Origin of the sequence: Kitasatospora sp. NPDC002551, assembly GCF_040296005.1 — a bacterium.
Taxonomy (GTDB): domain Bacteria; phylum Actinomycetota; class Actinomycetes; order Streptomycetales; family Streptomycetaceae; genus Kitasatospora.
In genome coordinates this window covers 75197-92345 of record NZ_JBEOWI010000009.1, presented here as the reverse complement: position 1 = coordinate 92345, position 17149 = coordinate 75197, and the positions used below count along the sequence as shown (strand labels likewise).

The following is a 17149-nucleotide window of genomic DNA, read 5'->3' as shown; positions in this document are numbered from 1 at the left end:
AATTGCGTGCTCTACTTGTTTCCGGCAGGCGGCCCGCCCGGACCGCCGGACCGAGACCTCGTACCGCAGGACGGAAGGAACGGACATGGACGCGCTCTACACCGCAGCCGCCACCGCCAACGGCCGGGAGGGCCGCGCGGTCAGCTCCGACGGTCAGCTCGACCTCGCCCTGGCGATGCCGCCCGGCCTCGGCGGCAGCGGGCAGGGCACCAACCCGGAGCAGCTGTTCGCGGCCGGCTACGCCGCCTGTTTCGCCAGCGCGCTGGGCCTGGTCGGCCGGCATTCGAAGGTGGACACCGGCGACGTCTCGGTGACCGCCGAGGTGTCCATCGGCCGGGACGGCGAGGGTTTCGGCCTCTCGGTGGTGCTGCGGGTCGAGCTGCCCGAGGCGCTCGCGGGCGAGACCGGCGAGCTGCTGGTCAAGAAGGCGCACGAGGTGTGCCCCTACTCCCGCGCCACCCGGGGCAACATCCCGGTCGAGCTCGTCGTCGAGTAGTCCAGCAGTCCAGCAGTCCAGTGGTCGACCGGTCGGCACATCGGCGGTCGACGGTCCACGGCCCGAGGGGCCCGGCGTCAGCCGGCCGGCCCCTCGGGCGGACGCGGGGGCGACGGCGGGACGGGCGGAGACCCGGGCGGCCCGGCACCGGGCCCCGCACCGGCCCCGCCCCCCGGTCCACCGCCCGCTCCACCACCCGCCGAGCGCAGGACGGCCAGGCGGTGCCGGTACTCCTCGGCGTCGATCTCGCCGCGCGCGAACCGCTCCGCGAGCACCTGCTCGGGCAACGGCAGCGGCGGCGCCCCGCCCGCCGGCCCCGCCGGACCGGCGGCCCACGGCCCCTTGGACGGCGGCCCGGCCGAGCGCGACTGCCGGGCCAGGACCACCGCGACGGCCACCAGCGCCAGCACGACCAGCAGCAGCCCCAACGCCATCAGACCCAGGCCCCAGCCCCCGAGCCCGTGCCCGTAGCCGTGGCCGTTCCAGTGCGTCATCACGACCTCCTCACCGCCCCGGCCGACGGGCGGCGGCCGTGACGGCCGGCCCGCACCTGGGCGATCGGCGCCTCACCACCATCGTGCGCCGGCGCCCGTCGGAGCGGCGTGAGGAAGCGGGCCGCGCCAGGGCGGCGCCGGGCCCACGCGCGAGGCGCCGGCGAGCATACGCCGACGGCCCCCGGCGGACCGGGAAACCCCCGGGGCCCGGCCCCGCCCGCGCCGGGCCCGGTAGCGTTCGCCCCATGAACCACCACCCGCCGGCCGACGACCGTGAGCGCCTCGTCGCGGCCGGGGTGCTGCTCCGCTACCAGGACCGCCGCCCCCATCCCGCCCTCGGCTACTCCCCCATCGGCTACGTCTCGACGGCGCTCTGGTTCGAACTCACCGCGCTGGCCATCGCCCCGGAAGCCGCCGCGGCGACCGCGCACGCACTGCTGCGCTCCATCGCCGCCGACGCGGTCGACGCCGCGCTCGCGCCCGGCAACGAGGCCGCGCCGCGCGACGACCTCTATGTGACGCACCCCGCGTACATCGGCCCGTACCGCCGGGTGGTCTGGTTCCAGCGCTCGGGACCGCGCCGGATGATCACCGCGACGTTCCCGCCGTAGGGCGCCGCCCGTCGGCACCGCGCACGGGCACCGCGGCCAAGGCGCGCCACCGCCCACGCGCCCCCGTTCACGGGTGCCGCGGAGATTCCGGGTCCGGCGCGCCGCGCTCGACCCGGAGGCTGTGGCAGGTCCAGCCGAGCCGGTCGGGCCCGTAGACCGGCGGACGGGTGTGGTACGTGCCGTCCGCGACCGAGAGGTTGACGATCAGGTAGGCGTGCCAGTCGGGCCCGACACCGCGGTGGTCGGCGTGGACGAGGGTGTCGCCGACGAACCAGTCCACCGAGTGGGCGCCGAAGACGGTCCGCAGGTCGAAGGTGGCGCCGGGGGCTATGCCGGCCTCGGCCCCGTGCCAGTACCGGTAGCCGCCCCGGACGTGGTTGGAGATCTCCAGCAGGTCCGGGTTGTCGGGGTGGTACTCGAACACGTCGATCTCGTTGCCGCCGTCGCGCCACGTCCAGATCGCCGGCCAGGCGCCCAGCTCCAGGGGCAGGGTGACCCGTGCGCTCAGGGTGTCACCGGTGCGGGCCTGGAAGCCCTCCGGGCTGCCCTCGGTGGTCAAGAGGTTGCACGTCCACAGGTCGCCGCCGAGCCGCCGGGTCGCGGTGAACAGGCCGTCCGGGCAGTAGGCGCGGCTGAGGAAGTCGAGCTTGTGGTCACCCCGGTTGGTCGGCCCCATCCGGGGATAGGCGCTGCTGCGCCCCGCGACCCACTGGCTGGTCGATGTGAAGTCCGCGTCGAACACGACGGCCACGGCTGCCTCCCCGGTCCCCGGCGGCGCGGCGGCCCGCTACCACCGCACACCCTGGGTGAGATACCCGGTACGTACCGCGATATTCGAACCGGACGCTCCGGGTCCAGCGCCGGCCCCGGTCGGACGGCGCGGAAGCGGACCGGTGCGCGGGCGTGCGGGTGCGCGGGCGTGCCGGCGTGCGGGGTCAGCCGATGGGCGCCGGCGCGTCGCTCCCACGTGCGTCACCGTCGCGCGCGTCACCGTCGCGCGCGTCCTCCGGTCCGGCCGGGGGCCCCTCTCCCGGGCCCTCGCCGCCGAAGGTGTCGGCGCTCAGCCGGTCGGTCACCGACACGACGCCGTCGACCGAGCGGCAGAGGTTCAGCACGATCGGGACGAGGTGCGGCTCGGGCACGGTGCCGCTGAGCACCACCCGCCCCTGGTCGACCTCGACGCCCACCTGGGCGGGGCTCACGCCCTCGATCCGGCCGAGCACCTCCTCGACGATCTCCCGGCGGATCACCCGGTCCTCGCGCAGGAAGACCCGCAGCAGGTCGCCCCGGCTGACCATGGCGAACACCCGGCCCTCCTCGTCCAGCACCGGGAGCCGCTTCACGCCGTGCCGGCTCATCAGCCGGGCCGCCGCGACCACGCTGGTCTCCGGGGTGACGCAGACCGCCGGTCCGGTCATCAGGTCGGCGGCGGTGACCGCGCCGCCCGGACCGGTCCGGGAGAGGTCCGGCGGTGGCAGCAGGCTCCCCTGGTCCTCCTGGGCGGCCAGGGTGAGCAGCAGGTCCGCCTCCGAGACGATGCCGAGCGGCCGGCCCTCGCCGTCCACCACCGGCACACCGGTGATGTCGTACTCGGTCAGCAGCGCGACGATCTCCCGGAAGCCGGTCTCGGGAGCGACCCGGACCACAGGACTGGTCATCACTGATTCGACGGTGGCATGCCGCACGCCGGTTCACCTCGTCCGAAGGCGCGGTCCGACCGGACCCCTGTCGTCCGATCGGCTGTACCAGGAGCATCTCCCCCGGCCGGGCGATCCGCCAGGGGCCAAGGGGCTGAACCGGCGGGACCAAGGGCCCCTTCCGCCCTACGCCGTTCCGACGCGGACGGCCCCGGGCCCTGCGGCCCGGACCGCCGGCCCGGGCCGCTCCCGTTGCGCCGTTCGGGCGAGGGAACACCGGCCGCAGGAGGCGGGGCCGGACACCGCCGGTGGTGTCCGGCCCCGCGACTGATCGCCGGGGGCGGCGGTCAGTGCTCCCAGACGATCGGCACGAAACGGAAGGCGTTGCCCGCGGCCGCCACCCTGCAGAGGGACGGGAAGGGCAGGTGGGTGGCCACCAGCTGGTCGCCGCTCGCCGCCAGCTCCTCCAGGAGACGGGTCCGGACGCGGGCCGACTCCTCCGGATCGTGGTCGAAGCCGTTGTGCCACTCGGGCTTGTCGAACCCGCACTGGAAGACGGCGTCACCGGCGAACGTCAGCCGCTCGCCGCCGGACTCCAGGCGGACGATGCTGTGGCCGGGCGTGTGACCGCCGGTGCGGCGGATCAGCACGCCCGGCGCCACCTCGTACTCCTTCTCGAACGGCCGCAACTGGCCGCGGTACACGTCCAGGAAGCGCGCGGCGGTCGTCCGGAGCACCTCCGGAACCGGCGCCGGCATGGCGGTGCGGGAGAAGTCGGGCGCCGCCCAGAACTCCGCCTCGGCCGCCGCCAGGTGGACCCGCAGGTCCGCCCGCAGCCGGCCCCGCAGCCCGTCGACGAGCAGCCCCCCGATGTGGTCCATGTGCAGGTGGGTGAGCACCACGTCGGTCACGGACGCGGGATCGACCCCGGCGGCCTCCAGCCGCATGGCCAGCTGCCCGGCCCGCGGGAAGCCCGGAAACTCCGTCCCCAGCCCGGAGTCGACGAGGACGGTCCGGCCGCCGCTGCGCACCACGGCCACGTTCAGCGGCCAGTCGATCAGGGCCTGCGGCAGGAACATGTCGCTGAGCCAGGCCGACAGCTCGGCCTCGGCGGCGTTGGTGGCCAGTGTCGCGGGGGAGATCGGCAGCACGCCGTCGCTGATCACCAGGACGTCGATGTCGCCGACCTTCAGCGCGTAGCGCGACGGGACCAGTTCGTCGTGCCCCGTCGCGCGGGGGTGTGTGGTGCTGTGGACCCGACTCATGATGTTCTCCTCCTGTAGAGAGCCGATCAAGAGACCTCGGCGGCGTCACGGACCACGCCGCTCGGTCATCCCTAAGGACCGGACAGCGGCCGGATGTGTGACAGCCGCCCTCCTCCGTCGCCTCCTCCGTCGCCCCCGGTGGCGGCCGGCCGGGCCGCACCGTTGCGCCGGACGGGCGGCAGCGCGGCCGCCCCGGTGCGGGTGCGGTCCGCGGCGGAGATCATCGTGGCGACCGCCGACCGTCTCCCGGGAGCCGCCGTGACCGATGCCACCGACCCCGTTCCGCCCGGCCCGCCGCGCTGCCTGGTCACCGGGGCCACCGGCTACATCGGCGGCCGGCTGGTGCCGGAGCTGCTGGACGCCGGCCACGCCGTGCGGTGCCTGGTCCGCGACCCGGACCGGCTGCGGGACCACCCGTGGCGCGACCGGGTCGAGGCCGCCGCCGGGGACGTCACCCGCCCGGAGAGCCTGACCGGCGCCTTCGACGGCGTCGACGTGGCCTACTACCTGGTGCACGCGCTCGGCACCGGCCCCGGCTTCGAGGCCACCGACCGGGCCGCCGCCGCGGCCTTCGGCCGGGCCGCGGCGGCGGCCGGGGTGCGCCGGATCGTCTACCTGGGCGGGCTGGCCCCCGCCGGGGTGCCGGCCGGGCGGCTCTCCCCGCACCTGCGCTCGCGGGTCGAGGTCGGCCGGGTGCTGCGCGCCAGCGGCGTGCCGACCGCCGAGCTGCGGGCGGCGGTGATCATCGGCTCGGGCTCGGCCTCCTTCGAGATGCTCCGCCACCTCACCGAGCGCCTGCCGGTGATGGTGACCCCACGCTGGGTGGACACCCGGATCCAGCCGATCGCCGTGCGGGACGTGCTGCGGCTGCTGGTCGGGGCCGCCACGCTGCCGCCCGGGGTGAACCGCGCCTTCGACATCGGCGGGCCGGAGGTGCTGACCTACCGGCGGATGATGGAGCGCTACGCGGCGGTGGCCGGACTGCCGCGCCGGCTGATCCTCGCCGTCCCCGTTCTCACCCCGCGGCTCTCCAGCCTCTGGGTCGGCCTGGTGACGCCGGTCCCGGGATCGATCGCGCGCCCGCTGGTGGAGTCGCTGCGGTACGAGGTGGTCCGCGGCGAGCACGACCTCGACCGGTACCTGCCCCCGCCGCCGGACGGCGGCGTCGGCTTCGACGCGGCGGTCGCGCTCGCGCTGCGGCGGATCCAGGACGCGGACGTCGCCACCCGGTGGTCCTCGGCCTCGCTCCCCGGCGCCCCGAGCGACCCGCTGCCGACCGACCCGGACTGGGCCGGCGGCAGCCTCTACCAGGACGTCCGGGAGCTGCGGGTGGACGCCGATCCGGCGGCACTGTGGCGGGTGGTGGAGGGGATCGGCGGCGAGAACGGCTGGTACTCCTTCCCGCTCGGCTGGGCCGTGCGCGGCTGGGTCGACCGGCTGGTCGGCGGCGTGGGGCTGCGCCGCGGGCGGCGGGACCCGGCGCGGCTGCGGGTCGGCGAGTCGCTCGACTTCTGGCGGGTGGAGGAGATCGAACCGGGGCGGCTACTGCGGCTCCGCGCGGAGATGCGGCTGCCCGGCCCGGCCTGGCTGGAGCTCACGGTCGCCCCGGACGGCGGGGGCGGCAGCCGTTACCGGCAGCGGGCGCTCTTCCACCCGCGCGGGCTGGCCGGGCACGCGTACTGGTGGGCGGTGGCGCCGTTCCACGCCGTGGTCTTCGGCGGGATGGCGCGGCGGATCACCGAGCGGGCCGCGCGTGAACCCCGGGACCGCCGGGACGGTCCGCCGGGCGGCTCAGCGTGAGTGGCGCAGGCCTTCCAGTTCGCCGGTCATCCGGCCGAGGAAGCGGGCGACGGCGGCGAGCTCGGCGGGTGTGAACTCGGCGCGCACCGTCTCGGTGCGGCGGGCGACCGGCGCGAACCACTCGGCCGCCATCCGGCCGGCGCCGGGGAGGTAGTGCACCAGGACCAGCCGCCGGTCCGCCGCGTCCCGGGTGCGGCGGATGTGCCCGGCCCGCTCCAGGCGGTCCAGCATGGCGGTGACGGCGCCCGAGGAGAGACCGAGTTCCTCGCCGAGCCGCCCGGGGGTGATCCCCGGGGACGCGGCCGGGTCCCCGGCGGAGGCGCCGCTTCCGGCGCGCATGATCGCGAGCAGGGCCTGGACGTCGGTGGTGTGCAGGCCGCTGGCGGCGGCGAAGCCGTGGCCGAGCAGGTTCATCTCGGAGGCGAGGTCCTGGAGCAGGCGGCCGAGCTCCGGCGTGCCGTGCGACCCCTGCTGGTCCTCCTGCTCCGCCAAGGCGTGTTCTCCGGTTGCGTACGACGTCGGGCTGACCCGTTCAGCCTAACGGTGCCGCCGGCCGCCCTCCGTCGGCCACTGCCCACCGCCTACCGTCCGCCGGCCGCCTTCAGCCCGCCGCCCGCGCTCAGATCCCCGGGCCCACGCGCTCACCGGCGGGCTCCGCGACCGCCGGCACCGGGCGCACGGCCGCCGCTCGGCCGGTGCGGGCCGGCCACCAGACCCGGTCGCCGAGGTCGCGCACCAGGGCGGGCACCAGCAGCGAGCGCACCAGCAGGGTGTCCAGCAGCACGCCGAAGGCCACGATGAAGGCGATCTGGGCCAGGAAGGCCAGCGGGATCACGCCGAGCGCGGCGAAGGTCGCGGCCAGCACCACGCCCGCCGAGGTGATCACCCCGCCGGTGGCGGTGAGCCCGCGCAGCACCCCCTCCCGGGTGCCGGAGCGCAGCGCCTCCTCACGCACCCGGGTCATCAGGAAGATGTTGTAGTCGACCCCGAGCGCGACCAGGAACACGTACCCGTACAGCGGCACCGAGGGGTCCACCGCGGAGAACCCGAACACGTGCGGGAAGACCACCGCGCTCACGCCGAGCGTCGCCAGGTAGGAGAGCGCGACGGTGGCGGCCAGCAGCACCGGTGCGACCAGCGAGCGCAGCAGCAGGACGAGGACGGCGAGCACGCAGAGCAGCACCACCGGGGTGATGAGGCGGCGGTCGTGCGCGGCGGTGGTCCGGGTGTCGTCCTGCTGGGCGGTGTAGCCGCCGACCAGCGCCCGCGCGTCCGGGACGGCGTGCACGGCCTGCCGCAGCCGGTGGACGGTGGCGATCGCCGCGTCGCTGTCGGCCGGGTCGGTGAGCGTCGCCTCCAGCCGGACCCGGCCGTCGACGACCAGCGGCGCGCCGCCCGGTGCCCCGGCGGCGGTGGCACGTACGCCGGCCACGCCCGGGACGGCGGCGGTCGCCGCGGTGACGGCCTCGGCCCGGTCGGCGGCGGCGATCACCACGGCGGGGTTGCCGCTGCCGCCGGGGAAGTGCGCGGAGAGCATCCGCTGGCCGGCCACCGAGGGCTGGGCCTTGACGAAGAGCTCGCTCTGCGGCACCCCGCCGGCGTCCAGGGTGGGGGCGAGGGCGGCCAGCGCCGCCAGCACGGCCAGGCTCGCCGCCCACAGGGCGCGCGGTCGGCGGGCGACCAGCGCCGCGACCCGGGCCCAGACGGCGTGCACCGGGGCCCGGCCGTCGGCGGCGGGCCGGGCCGGCCAGTAGGCGGCGCGCCCGGCCAGCACCAGGGCGGCGGGCAGGAAGGTGAGCGCGGAGAGCACGGCGCAGCCGATGCCGATGGCGCCGACCGGGCCGAGCGCCCGGTTGTTGGTCAGGCCGGAGAGCAGCAGCACCAGCAGGCCGAGGGCGACGGTGGCGCCGGAGGCGGTGATCGGCTCGACGGACTGCCGCCAGGCGGTGCGCATCGCGGCGAACCGGTCGCCGTGCAGGTGGAGTTCCTCGCGGAAGCGGGCGGAGAGCAGCAGGCCGTAGTCGGTGGCGGCGCCGATGACGAGGATCGACAGCAGCCCCTGGACCTGGCCGTCGACGGTGACCAGGCCGTGGTCGGCGAGCAGGTAGACCAGGGCGCAGGCGATGCCGAGGGCGAAGACGGCGCCGAGGATGACCAGCAGCGGCAGCAGCACGGCGCGGTAGACGGCGAGCAGGATCAGCAGGACGACGCCGAGCGCGACGCCGAGCAGCAGTCCGTCGATGCCGGCGAAGGCGCCGCCCAGGTCGGCGAGGATGGCGGCGGGTCCGGCCAGGCCGACGGTGGTGTCGGGGACGCGTTCGGCGAGCGCGCGGACGGCGCGCACGGTGTCGCCGGTCTCGCGGCCGAGGTCGGCGCGCAGCTGGACGACGCCCTGCACCGCGCGCCCGTCGGCGGCGGGGAGGGCGGGCGAGACGCGTCCGGTGGCGCCGGGCAGCGCGGCGGCGTCGTGCAGGGCCTGTTCGGCGACGGCGCGCCGGGCGTCGTCGAGGGGGCCGGTGCGGCTCTCCCAGACGACGACGACCGGCAGGGCGTCCCCGGCCCGGAAGTCCGCGCCGAGCCGGGCGACCTCGGTGGACTCGGCGCTGCGGGGCAGGAAGGCGGCCCGGTCGTTGGTGGCGACCTCGCCGAGCCGGCCCGCGTAGGAGCCGAAGGCGCCGCCGAGACCGAGCCAGACGATCAGCAGGGCGAGCGGGACGAGCAGCCGGGCGCGGCGCGGCCGGGCGGCCGGGGCGGCGGGGGCGGGACGGTCAGCGGGCATGGCGGGGCGCCCTCCGGACGTGGGCTGGGTGGCGGACAGCCCGGATCATATCTCTCGACGGTCAAGAGACTTGACCCGCGGAGAGACCCCGGGGCCGCGCCAGGAGTCCGGCCACCGAGAGCGCGCCCCAGCCGACGGAGACGGCGACCGCCATCACCCGGTGCCGCCGGGCCGGGAGGGCGGTCGCGAGCAGGGCGGCGTCGCCGAGGTCGGAGGCGATCCGCACGGCGGTCGCGGTGCGCAGCGCGGCGTCGTTCGGGGCGAGGACCATGGCGAGGCCGCAGGCGGCGTCGCGCAGGGCGAGCGGGCGCAGGCAGGCGGCGACCGGCGCGGGCACCGTGCCGTCCGGGGCGGTGAGGCCGGAGGGGCGGGCGAGCAGGGCGGGCCGGCGGGCGACGGCGATTCCGTAGACGGCGGTGGCGGCGCCGGTGAGGCGCAGCAGGCGCTGGTGCATGGCGGTGGTCTCCCGGGCGGGCGGCGGACAGGTGGGCCCAGTCTGCCGCCCGCCGGGGCCGCGACGCGCCGACGGCCCGCCGGTGCGGGACCGGTGGGCCGTCGGCGCGCTGTCCGCGGGGGCGTCAGGAGACGCGCTTGATCTGCCAGGAGTTGTTGTTGAAGCTGGGGACGGCGGAGTACTGGCAGCTGCTGTTGTAGAACGCGGAGAGCTGCACCCAGCCGGCCGGCGGGAGCGTCGAGGAACAGACGTTCAGCGTGGTGCCGATCGGCAGGCCGGCGGCCTGCTTGATCTGCTTCTTGTTGGGGCTGAAGGTCGACGAGCAGCTGATGTCGTTCCACCACTGGACGTCCACCCAGCCGGTGGGGGTGAGCTGGCTGCTGCACACGTTCTGGGTGTCGCCGGGGGCGGCGTGCGCGGTGGTCGCGGTCAGGGTCAGCGCGGCGGCGGCGCAGCCGACGGCCAGGGCGGCGGCACGAAGACGGGACACGGAGCGGCTCCTCTCCACGGCGCGGGCGTTCCGCGCCGGCCACCCATTCCTACCGGCGGGAACATGACAGGGACAGTGGCTTTCCGGTCCGGAGCGCCGGATCGGGCGTCGCGTTCGCGCTTGTTGACAGTGCGCCGGCGCACTTGTTTCCGGCATATGCGTCCGGCCCGTCCGCGCCCCCGGAGCCGGGGGCGCGGACGGGCCGGACGGGGCGGCGGGGCGGCGGGGCGTCAGCCGGTGATCGGCTTGACGTCCAAGCGGACGTGGTCGACGGCCCAGAACCAGTTGTTGCCGGCGTCGTACATCCGGAACCTCAGCGTCACGCTGCGGGCGCCCGCCGGAACGGCGAACTGCTTGCTCACAAAGGCGTTCTGGACGTCCTTGCCGGCGTTGTCGTTGCCGGTGGTGTCGGAGCTGTAGAACACCAGGCGGGTCTCGGTGCCGTTGTCGAAGACGGCGGTGACCGCGGCCTTCTGCGGGGCCTCCTGCCGGTAGTGCGAGTCGAAGCCCACGTACAGGGTGGTGGCGCCGGCCGGGACGGGCACGGCGGGCGAGACCAGGGTCGAGTCGAAGACGCCCTTCTTGGACGGCGAGCCGGTGTCGTCCCAGTCGTCCGGGTCGGCGACGGCCAGGACGCCCAGGCCCCGGGTGAAGTTGCCGCGGTCCTGGCCGGCCGGGCTCGACCACTCGCGCTTGGTGTGGAAGGTCCAGCCCTGCAGGCGGGTGGTGCCCTGCGGCATGCCCGGGGCGTTGACCACCGACCAGCCCTGCGGCGCCTGCGCCGTCCAGCCGAGCACCCCGCCGACCGGCTGGAGCGCGCCGGCCAGCGACTCGAAGTCCTCGCCGAGCAGGTGGCCGGCCATCACCGGCGCGGTGCGGGCGGCGATCTCGCCGTCGGCGACGGCGAAGCGGCCGTCGGCCAGCGCCCGGGCGGTGACCAGGACGCGGTGGGTGGCGCCGTCGGGCAGCCGGCCGGGCGGGGTGACGTCCCACTCGGCGGTGGCGGTGGCCCCGGCGGCGAGCGCGGCGGGCGGCGCGGTGACGGCGGCGACCGTCCACCCGGCCGGGACGACCGGCTGCGCCTCCAGCGCGCTCAGCGCGGTGGTGGCGGTGAAGCGGGCGGTGACCCGGGCCGGGCGGCCGGGCAGCAGGATCGCCTCGTCGATGGTGGTCGAGGCGGCCTTGAGCGCGACGTCCACGGCCAGCGGGTCGGGCAGGCCCATCGCCGGGTCGGTCAGCAGGTGCTCGCCGTCCCAGGGGAAGCGGCCGGCGATCCGGCGGCGGAAGCCCAGCTCGCCGCGGACGCCGACGGCGACGTCGTACCAGCCCTCGGGGCCGACCTTGACGTTGACCGTCCTGTCGTCGCCAGCCGCGACCCGCACCTCGCGCAGGCCGTCGCCGTAGGCGAGGTCGCCGACCAGGAAGGTCTGGGCGGTGCGCGAGCGGTTGATCACGTCCACCTCCAGCACCTTGCCGTTCTTCTCCTCGGAGAGCGAGATCTCGTAGGGCGCGTCGACGGTGCCGCGCAGGTGCCACAGCGCGCCGTTGGGGCCGTGCACGCGCAGGTCGTAGCCGTCCTGGCCGACCGTCCAGACGTCGGAGAGCCGGGACTTGGCGCCGACGGTGTAGTGGCGCGGCGGGGTGCCGGGCTCCGGGTGGACCGCGAAGACGGCGCCCTGCTTGCCCTGGTTGACGAAGTCGACGGTCAGCTGGTCGCCCTTGAGGCGCGGCTTGACGATCAGGTCGTACGGGGCGGGGCGGGCGGCCCGGGTGCCGCGCTGCTGCTTCGGGAAGACCTGCGGGTCGGGCACGGTGGGCGCGGGCAGCTTGCCGGTGTCGGTGACCTTCTGGCGGTTGCCGCTGGTGTCCGGTAGCTCGGGCCAGCGCGGGTCGCGGCCGGAGAAGTCGAAGACGTTGGTGAGGTCACCGCAGACCGAGCGCCGCCAGGGGCTGATGTTGGGCTCCTGGATGCCGAACCGCTGCTCCAGGAAGCGCAGCACCGAGGTGTGGTCGTAGACGGTGGAGTCGACGACGCCGCCGCGGGTCCACGGCGAGACGACGATCATCGGCACCCGCACGCCCAGGCCCATCGGGTAGGGGCCGGAGACCAGGGTCTCGCCGGCGGGCAGGGTGGCGGACCAGGTGAGCGAGCCGTCGGCGGCCCTGACCCGGTACGTGCCGTCCTGGCTCACCACCCGGTGGTAGGTGGAGCCGCCCTTGCTCACCCGGACGACCACCTCGCCGTCGACCGGCACGGTGGACTTGCCGCGCCCGGCGGCCAGCGGCGGGACGGGCGGCAGGTGGTGGTCCGTGAACCCGCCGTGCTCGTCGTAGTTGAGGATGAAGACGGTCTTCTGCCACACCTCGGGCCTGGCCGCGAGGGCCGCCAGCAGCCGGGCGGTGAGGTGCTCGCCGTTCGGCGGCGCGTAGTTGGCGTGCTCGGAGAGCGCGGCGGGGGCGACGATCCAGGAGACCTGCGGGAGGGTGTCGGCCCGGACGTCGGCGGCGAAGGCCTCGACCAGGGCGTCGCCCATCGCGAAGGGGTCGTTCTTCTTGGCCGGGTCGCCGACGGCGCGCATGCCGCGCTCGTAGAGGGGCTCACCGGGCTTGGCCTTGACGAAGGGGGCGAACCAGGCGAGCGCGTTGTCGTCGAAGTTGTCCAGCGCCTGGTAGGTCCTCCAGCTGACGCCGGCCTTCTCCAGGCGCTCGGCGTAAGTGGTCCACTCGTAGCCGCCGGGGATCTCGGTGTTGTCGGTGACCGGGGTGTCCCGGACGGTGCCGCCGCTGGTGCCCGTCATGAAGTGGTCGCGGTTGGTGTTGGTGTTGCACTGCACCGACGCGTAGTAGGCGTCACAGGTGGTGAACACCGAGGCGAGCGCGTGGTAGAAGGGCATGTCGGCGCTCTCGTAGTAGCCCTGGCCGAGCCAGCCGCCGGAGCGGCGGGTGACCGAGCCGTCGGCGAGGCCGTCGTTCCAGGCCTTCATCGAGTCGACGAAGCCGAACGCGGGGGCGCCCTGCTGGTAGGCGTTGGTGTGGGCGGCGTTCATCGCGAAGGGCAGCAGGTAGCCCTCCTTGCGGCCGGGGTCCGGCTGGTGGAAGACCGAGCGGCCGTTGACTCCGCGCACCGCCGTGCGGTCGCCGAAGCCGCGGACGCCGGCCAGGGTGCCGAAGTAGTGGTCGAAGGCGCGGTTCTCCTGCATGAACACCACGACGTGCTGGATGTCCGCCAGGCGGCCGGGGCGGGCCGGCGCGGCGAGCGCCTCGCGCACGCTGAGCGGGAGGGCGGACAGCACGGCGGCCGCCGCCGCGCCGCCGAGCAGGGTGCGGCGCGACAGTTCGGGCTTCGGACTCATCGGGGGTGACTCCTCGTACAGAGCGGGGGTGGTCGGACGCTTTGGTCCAGACCCGTTATGTGTACGGGCCCCAGATGGACGGGACCGGCGGGTTCGATGGCGCTTCGATGACCGACAGTGAACCCGGAGCTGTACAGACAACTTGCGCCGGATCGGCCGTTCTTGTCGGCACCGGCCGCCCCAGCCGTCACGGCATTCTTGACGGCACCCCTTCAAATGCCCGGGAATCCCGGAAAAGGAAGGTAGTTGACGAACCGTCGGCAACCACCGGCCAGGTCGTGGACAACCCTTGACGAGGCATGTGGTGTGTGGAAATCTCTCGGCAGGTCCAGGCCAATGATCTTCGAACGGGGGAGAGGATCGGATCGTCCGACGCATCAGGGGGGAATCCTGGGAGTCGGGTCCGGCCGTGCCTCGGCGCCTGCCGACCGGTCCGCGGGGCGGGCCGGCCACCCTTCGGCAGCCGCGCCGTCCGACCGCGCCGTGCCGCGTCCGCGCCGCCACGGCCACCGCTCGGACGGGTGCCCCGCAGCTCCGTCTCCGACTCCCGAATCGAGCACAGCATGTCCGACTCCCCCAACCGGCCCGACCCCGCCTCAGCCGCCGGGGACCCGGCGAGAGCGACGGACGCCACCGGGCTCGCCTCCCCCGCCCAGCACGGGATCTGGCTCACCAGCAGGCTCACCCACGTCCCCGAGGTCTTCCACCTCGCGCTGCGCCTGGACTTCGACCGGATCGACGCCGACGCCCTGGCCCGCGCGGTCGCCGCGACCGCCGCCCGGCACCCGGCGCTCGGCGCCGCCCTGGTGGAGCGGGACGGCGTGGTCCGCCTGGTCCCCGCCGGGCACGCGCCCGCGCTCACCGTCCTCGACACCGCCGCCGACAGCGGCGAGGCCCTCGCCAAGCGGCTCGCCGAGGAGCTCGCCCTCCCCTTCGACCTGGCCGCCGGGCCGCTCGCCCGGTTCACGCTGCACCAGCGGGCGGACGGCGGCGCCGAGCTGCTGGTGGTCGCCCACCACGCGGTCTTCGACGGCACCTCGAAGGACGTGCTCGCCGCCGACCTGGCCGCCGCGTACGCCGCCGCCCTCGCGGGTGAGGCGCCCGCCGGAGCCGTCGGCGCCGGGGCCGTCACCGCCGCCGCTTCCAGCGTTTCCTCCGCCTCCGCCTCCGCCTCCTCCGCCGACGAGGTCGAACGGGCCGCCGCGTACCACGGCCCCCGGTGGGCCGCCGCCACCGACCCGGTGCTGCCCGGTGGCCCGCGGGCCACCACCGACGCCGGCCCCGGCGAGGCCGTCACCTGGCGGCTCGACGACGCCGGCCGGGCCGCGCTCGCCGACGCCGCCGCGCAGGCCGGGGTCACCGTCTTCGAGTTCCTGCTCGCCGCCCTGCACGGCCTGCTGCGCCGCTACGGCGGCGAGGCCGTCCCCGTCGCCGTGCCGTTCTCCACCCGCCGCCCCGGCCGGCACGAGGCGATCGGCCTGTTCGTCAACGAGCTGCCGGTGTACGCCCCGGCCGACGCCGACGAGGACGCCCCGTTCGCGGACTACGCCCGCGCCGTGCGCGCCGAGGTCCGGCTGGTCTCGGCGCACCGCACCGTGCCGTTCGGCGCCGCCGTGCCCGGGCTCACCCCCCGGGCCGGGCTCGCCCCGGTCTCCTTCGGCTACCGCCGGCGCACCACCACCGAGCCGGTCTTCCCCGGCAGCACCACCCGGGTCGACTGGACGGTCTTCCACCACGCGGCCCGCAACACCCTGCACCTGCAGGCCGTCGAGGCCCCGGAGGCGATCGACTTCTCCCTCCAGTACGACCCGGCCGTGCTCGCCCCCGCCGCCGCCCGGCGGATCGCCGGCCACCTCGCCACCCTGCTGGCCGCCGCCACCGCCGACCCGGCGACCCCGCTCGGCGACCTGCCACTGCTCGACGCGGCCGAGCGGCGCCTCGTCACCACCGCCTGGAACGCCACCCACCGCGACCACCCGGCCGACCGGACCGTGCTCGACCTGGTCCGCGCGCGGGCCGCCGCCACCCCGGACGCCCTCGCCGTGGTGGCCGGCGAGCAGCGGCTCGGCTACCGCGACCTGCTGGAGCGCGCCGAGCGGCTGGCCGGCGCGCTGAGCGCGGCCGGCATCGGCCGGGGCGACCTGGTCGGCCTGCACCTCGCCCGCACCGCCGACCTGCCGGCCGCGCTGCTCGCCGTGCACGCCGTCGGCGCCGGCTACCTGCCGCTGGACCCGGGCTACCCGGCCGAGCGGCTCGCCTTCGTGCTCGCCGACTCCGGCGCCGCCCTGCTGCTGGCCGACCGCGAGCCGGCGCCCGAGGTGGCCGCCGCCGCCCCGGCGGTGCTCCGGCTGGCCGGGGCCACGGACACGGACGCCGCCGCGCCGACCGACACCGCCCCGGGCCGGCTCGCCTACGTGCTCTACACCTCCGGCTCCACCGGCCGCCCCAAGGGCGTGGAGATCGGCCACCGGGCGCTGACCAACCTGCTCGCCGCCTTCTCCGACCTGCTGGACTCCGGCCCGCAGCACGTCTGGCTCGGCCTCACCTCGCTGTCCTTCGACATCTCCGCCCTCGAACTGCTGCTGCCGCTGACCACCGGCGGACGGCTGGTGCTGGCCCCGGACGGCCTGGCGGTGGACGGGCCGGGGCTGCGCGCCCTGGTCGAGCGCGAGGGCGTCACCCACGTCCAGGCCACCCCCTCGGGCTGGCGGGTGCTGCTCGGCGCCGGACCGCTGCCCGCCGGGCTGACCGGCCTGGTCGGCGGCGAGGCGCTGCCGCTGCCGCTGGCCCGGGAGCTGCGGGCCGGCACCGACCGGCTGCTCAACGTCTACGGGCCGACCGAGACCACCGTCTGGTCCACCTGCGCCGAACTCCCCCGGGCGCCGGAGGCCGTCCCGATCGGCACCCCGATCGCCAACACCCGCGCCTACGTCCTGGACCGCCGGCGCCGGCCACTGCCGATCGGCGTGCCGGGCGAGCTGTACCTGGGCGGCGACGGCCTCGCCGAGGGCTACCTGGGGCGGCCCGGGCTGACCGCCGAGCGCTTCGTCGACGACCCGTTCGGCGCGCCCGGCGAGCGCCTCTACCGCACCGGCGACCTGGTCGCCTGGAGCCCCGGGGGCGAACTGGAGTTCCTCGGCCGGCTGGACGACCAGGTCAAGATCCGCGGCCACCGGATCGAGCTGGGCGAGATCGAGTCGGCGCTGCTCGCCCACCCGGCGCTCGCCGAGGCCGCCGCCGCGGTGCACCGGGAGGAGGACGGCGAGGAGCCGTTCGTCGCCGGGTACCTGGTGCCGGCCGCCGGGAGCGCCGCCCCCGCCCCCGCCGAGCTGCGCGCCTTCCTCCAGCGCTCGCTGCCCGGCGCCGCCGTCCCGCAGCGCTTCCTGGTGCTCGACCGGCTGCCGCTGACGCCCAACGGCAAGCTGGACCGGCGCGCACTGCCCGTCCCGCCGGCACCGGTCGAGGCGGCCGGCGCGCCGCCCGTCGGGCGGGAACGGGACGAGGTGCTCACCGCGGTGCTCGGGATCTGGTCCGAGGTGCTGCGCCTGCCCGGTCTCGGCCCCGAGGACGACCTCTTCGAACTCGGCGGGCACTCCCTGACGATCATCCAGATCACCGCCAGGATCCGTGACCTGCTCGGCGTCGAGCTGGACTTCGACGTCTTCTTCGCCACCCCGACCCCGCTCGGCATCGCCGCGGCCGTCCGCGACCTGCGCTGACCCGCGGGAGGCCCGCCCGGGCCTCCCGCACCCGCTCCCGCGTCTCCCTCC

Annotated in this window: 13 protein-coding genes; 4 read left to right on the top strand and 9 right to left on the bottom strand. The window is 76.0% G+C overall.

Annotated elements, in window-relative coordinates:
- The first annotated feature begins 85 nt into the window (after positions 1-85).
- A complete protein-coding gene (locus ABT093_RS11535; protein ID WP_350562949.1) occupies positions 86-496 on the top strand; it encodes an organic hydroperoxide resistance protein in 411 nt (136 codons plus the stop codon).
- A gap of 77 nt (positions 497-573) precedes the next feature.
- On the opposite strand, the gene ABT093_RS11530 is transcribed toward ABT093_RS11535, so the two are convergent.
- Positions 574-990, bottom strand: a complete 417-nt coding sequence (locus tag ABT093_RS11530; RefSeq protein WP_350562947.1) for an SHOCT domain-containing protein — start codon at positions 988-990, stop codon at positions 574-576.
- A 245-nt stretch (positions 991-1235) separates the two neighbouring features.
- Between ABT093_RS11530 and ABT093_RS11525 the strand changes: the two genes are divergently transcribed.
- On the top strand, positions 1236-1601 hold the full coding sequence (locus tag ABT093_RS11525) for a hypothetical protein (protein ID WP_350562945.1): 366 nt from the start codon (positions 1236-1238) through the stop codon (positions 1599-1601).
- Positions 1602-1668: 67 nt separating this feature from the next.
- On the opposite strand, the gene ABT093_RS11520 is transcribed toward ABT093_RS11525, so the two are convergent.
- The 3 genes from ABT093_RS11520 to ABT093_RS11510 form a co-directional block, all read right to left on the bottom strand.
- On the bottom strand, positions 1669-2352 hold the full coding sequence (locus ABT093_RS11520) for a beta-glucanase (protein WP_350562943.1): 684 nt from the start codon (positions 2350-2352) through the stop codon (positions 1669-1671).
- A 184-nt stretch (positions 2353-2536) separates the two neighbouring features.
- Positions 2537-3259, bottom strand: coding sequence for a CBS domain-containing protein (locus ABT093_RS11515; RefSeq protein WP_350562941.1), 723 nt, complete (start codon positions 3257-3259; stop codon positions 2537-2539).
- Between the two features lie 326 nt (positions 3260-3585).
- A complete protein-coding gene (locus tag ABT093_RS11510; RefSeq protein ID WP_350562938.1) occupies positions 3586-4503 on the bottom strand; it encodes an MBL fold metallo-hydrolase in 918 nt (305 codons plus the stop codon).
- Between the two features lie 258 nt (positions 4504-4761).
- On the opposite strand from ABT093_RS11510, the gene ABT093_RS11505 reads away from it, so the two are divergent.
- Positions 4762-6303 (top strand): SDR family oxidoreductase, encoded by a 1542-nt coding sequence (locus ABT093_RS11505; protein WP_350562936.1) that lies wholly within the window; start codon positions 4762-4764, stop codon positions 6301-6303.
- Here the strand turns inward: ABT093_RS11505 and ABT093_RS11500 are convergent.
- The 5 genes from ABT093_RS11500 to ABT093_RS11480 form a co-directional block, all read right to left on the bottom strand.
- Positions 6295-6795, bottom strand: coding sequence for a MarR family winged helix-turn-helix transcriptional regulator (locus tag ABT093_RS11500; protein WP_350562935.1), 501 nt, complete (start codon positions 6793-6795; stop codon positions 6295-6297). The two genes, ABT093_RS11505 and ABT093_RS11500, sit on opposite strands and share 9 nt — an antisense overlap.
- Before the next feature lie 127 nt (positions 6796-6922).
- Positions 6923-9082: an MMPL family transporter gene (locus ABT093_RS11495; protein WP_350562933.1), complete on the bottom strand. Its 2160-nt coding sequence runs from the start codon at positions 9080-9082 to the stop codon at positions 6923-6925.
- Positions 9083-9143: 61 nt separating this feature from the next.
- The gene (locus tag ABT093_RS11490) at positions 9144-9536 is read right to left on the bottom strand and encodes a hypothetical protein (RefSeq protein WP_350562931.1); all 393 of its coding nucleotides are present in this window, start codon (positions 9534-9536) and stop codon (positions 9144-9146) included.
- Positions 9537-9660: 124 nt separating this feature from the next.
- On the bottom strand, positions 9661-10026 hold the full coding sequence (locus ABT093_RS11485; protein WP_350562929.1) for a hypothetical protein: 366 nt from the start codon (positions 10024-10026) through the stop codon (positions 9661-9663).
- Between the two features lie 230 nt (positions 10027-10256).
- Positions 10257-13379: a phosphocholine-specific phospholipase C gene (locus ABT093_RS11480; RefSeq protein ID WP_350562927.1), complete on the bottom strand. Its 3123-nt coding sequence runs from the start codon at positions 13377-13379 to the stop codon at positions 10257-10259.
- A gap of 563 nt (positions 13380-13942) precedes the next feature.
- Between ABT093_RS11480 and ABT093_RS11475 the strand changes: the two genes are divergently transcribed.
- Positions 13943-17098, top strand: coding sequence for a non-ribosomal peptide synthetase (locus ABT093_RS11475; RefSeq protein WP_350562925.1), 3156 nt, complete (start codon positions 13943-13945; stop codon positions 17096-17098).
- Positions 17099-17149: the final 51 nt, after the last annotated feature.

Coding starts and splice junctions, on each gene's coding strand:
- ABT093_RS11535 (WP_350562949.1), top strand. CDS start 86: ATGGACGCGCTCTACACCGCAGCCGCCACCGCCAACGGCCGGGAGGGC.
- ABT093_RS11510 (WP_350562938.1), bottom strand. CDS start 4,503: ATGAGTCGGGTCCACAGCACCACACACCCCCGCGCGACGGGGCACGAC.
- ABT093_RS11490 (WP_350562931.1), bottom strand. CDS start 9,536: ATGCACCAGCGCCTGCTGCGCCTCACCGGCGCCGCCACCGCCGTCTAC.
- ABT093_RS11515 (WP_350562941.1), bottom strand. CDS start 3,259: ATGACCAGTCCTGTGGTCCGGGTCGCTCCCGAGACCGGCTTCCGGGAG.
- ABT093_RS11530 (WP_350562947.1), bottom strand. CDS start 990: ATGACGCACTGGAACGGCCACGGCTACGGGCACGGGCTCGGGGGCTGG.
- ABT093_RS11480 (WP_350562927.1), bottom strand. CDS start 13,379: ATGAGTCCGAAGCCCGAACTGTCGCGCCGCACCCTGCTCGGCGGCGCG.
- ABT093_RS11525 (WP_350562945.1), top strand. CDS start 1,236: ATGAACCACCACCCGCCGGCCGACGACCGTGAGCGCCTCGTCGCGGCC.
- ABT093_RS11495 (WP_350562933.1), bottom strand. CDS start 9,082: ATGCCCGCTGACCGTCCCGCCCCCGCCGCCCCGGCCGCCCGGCCGCGC.
- ABT093_RS11475 (WP_350562925.1), top strand. CDS start 13,943: ATGTCCGACTCCCCCAACCGGCCCGACCCCGCCTCAGCCGCCGGGGAC.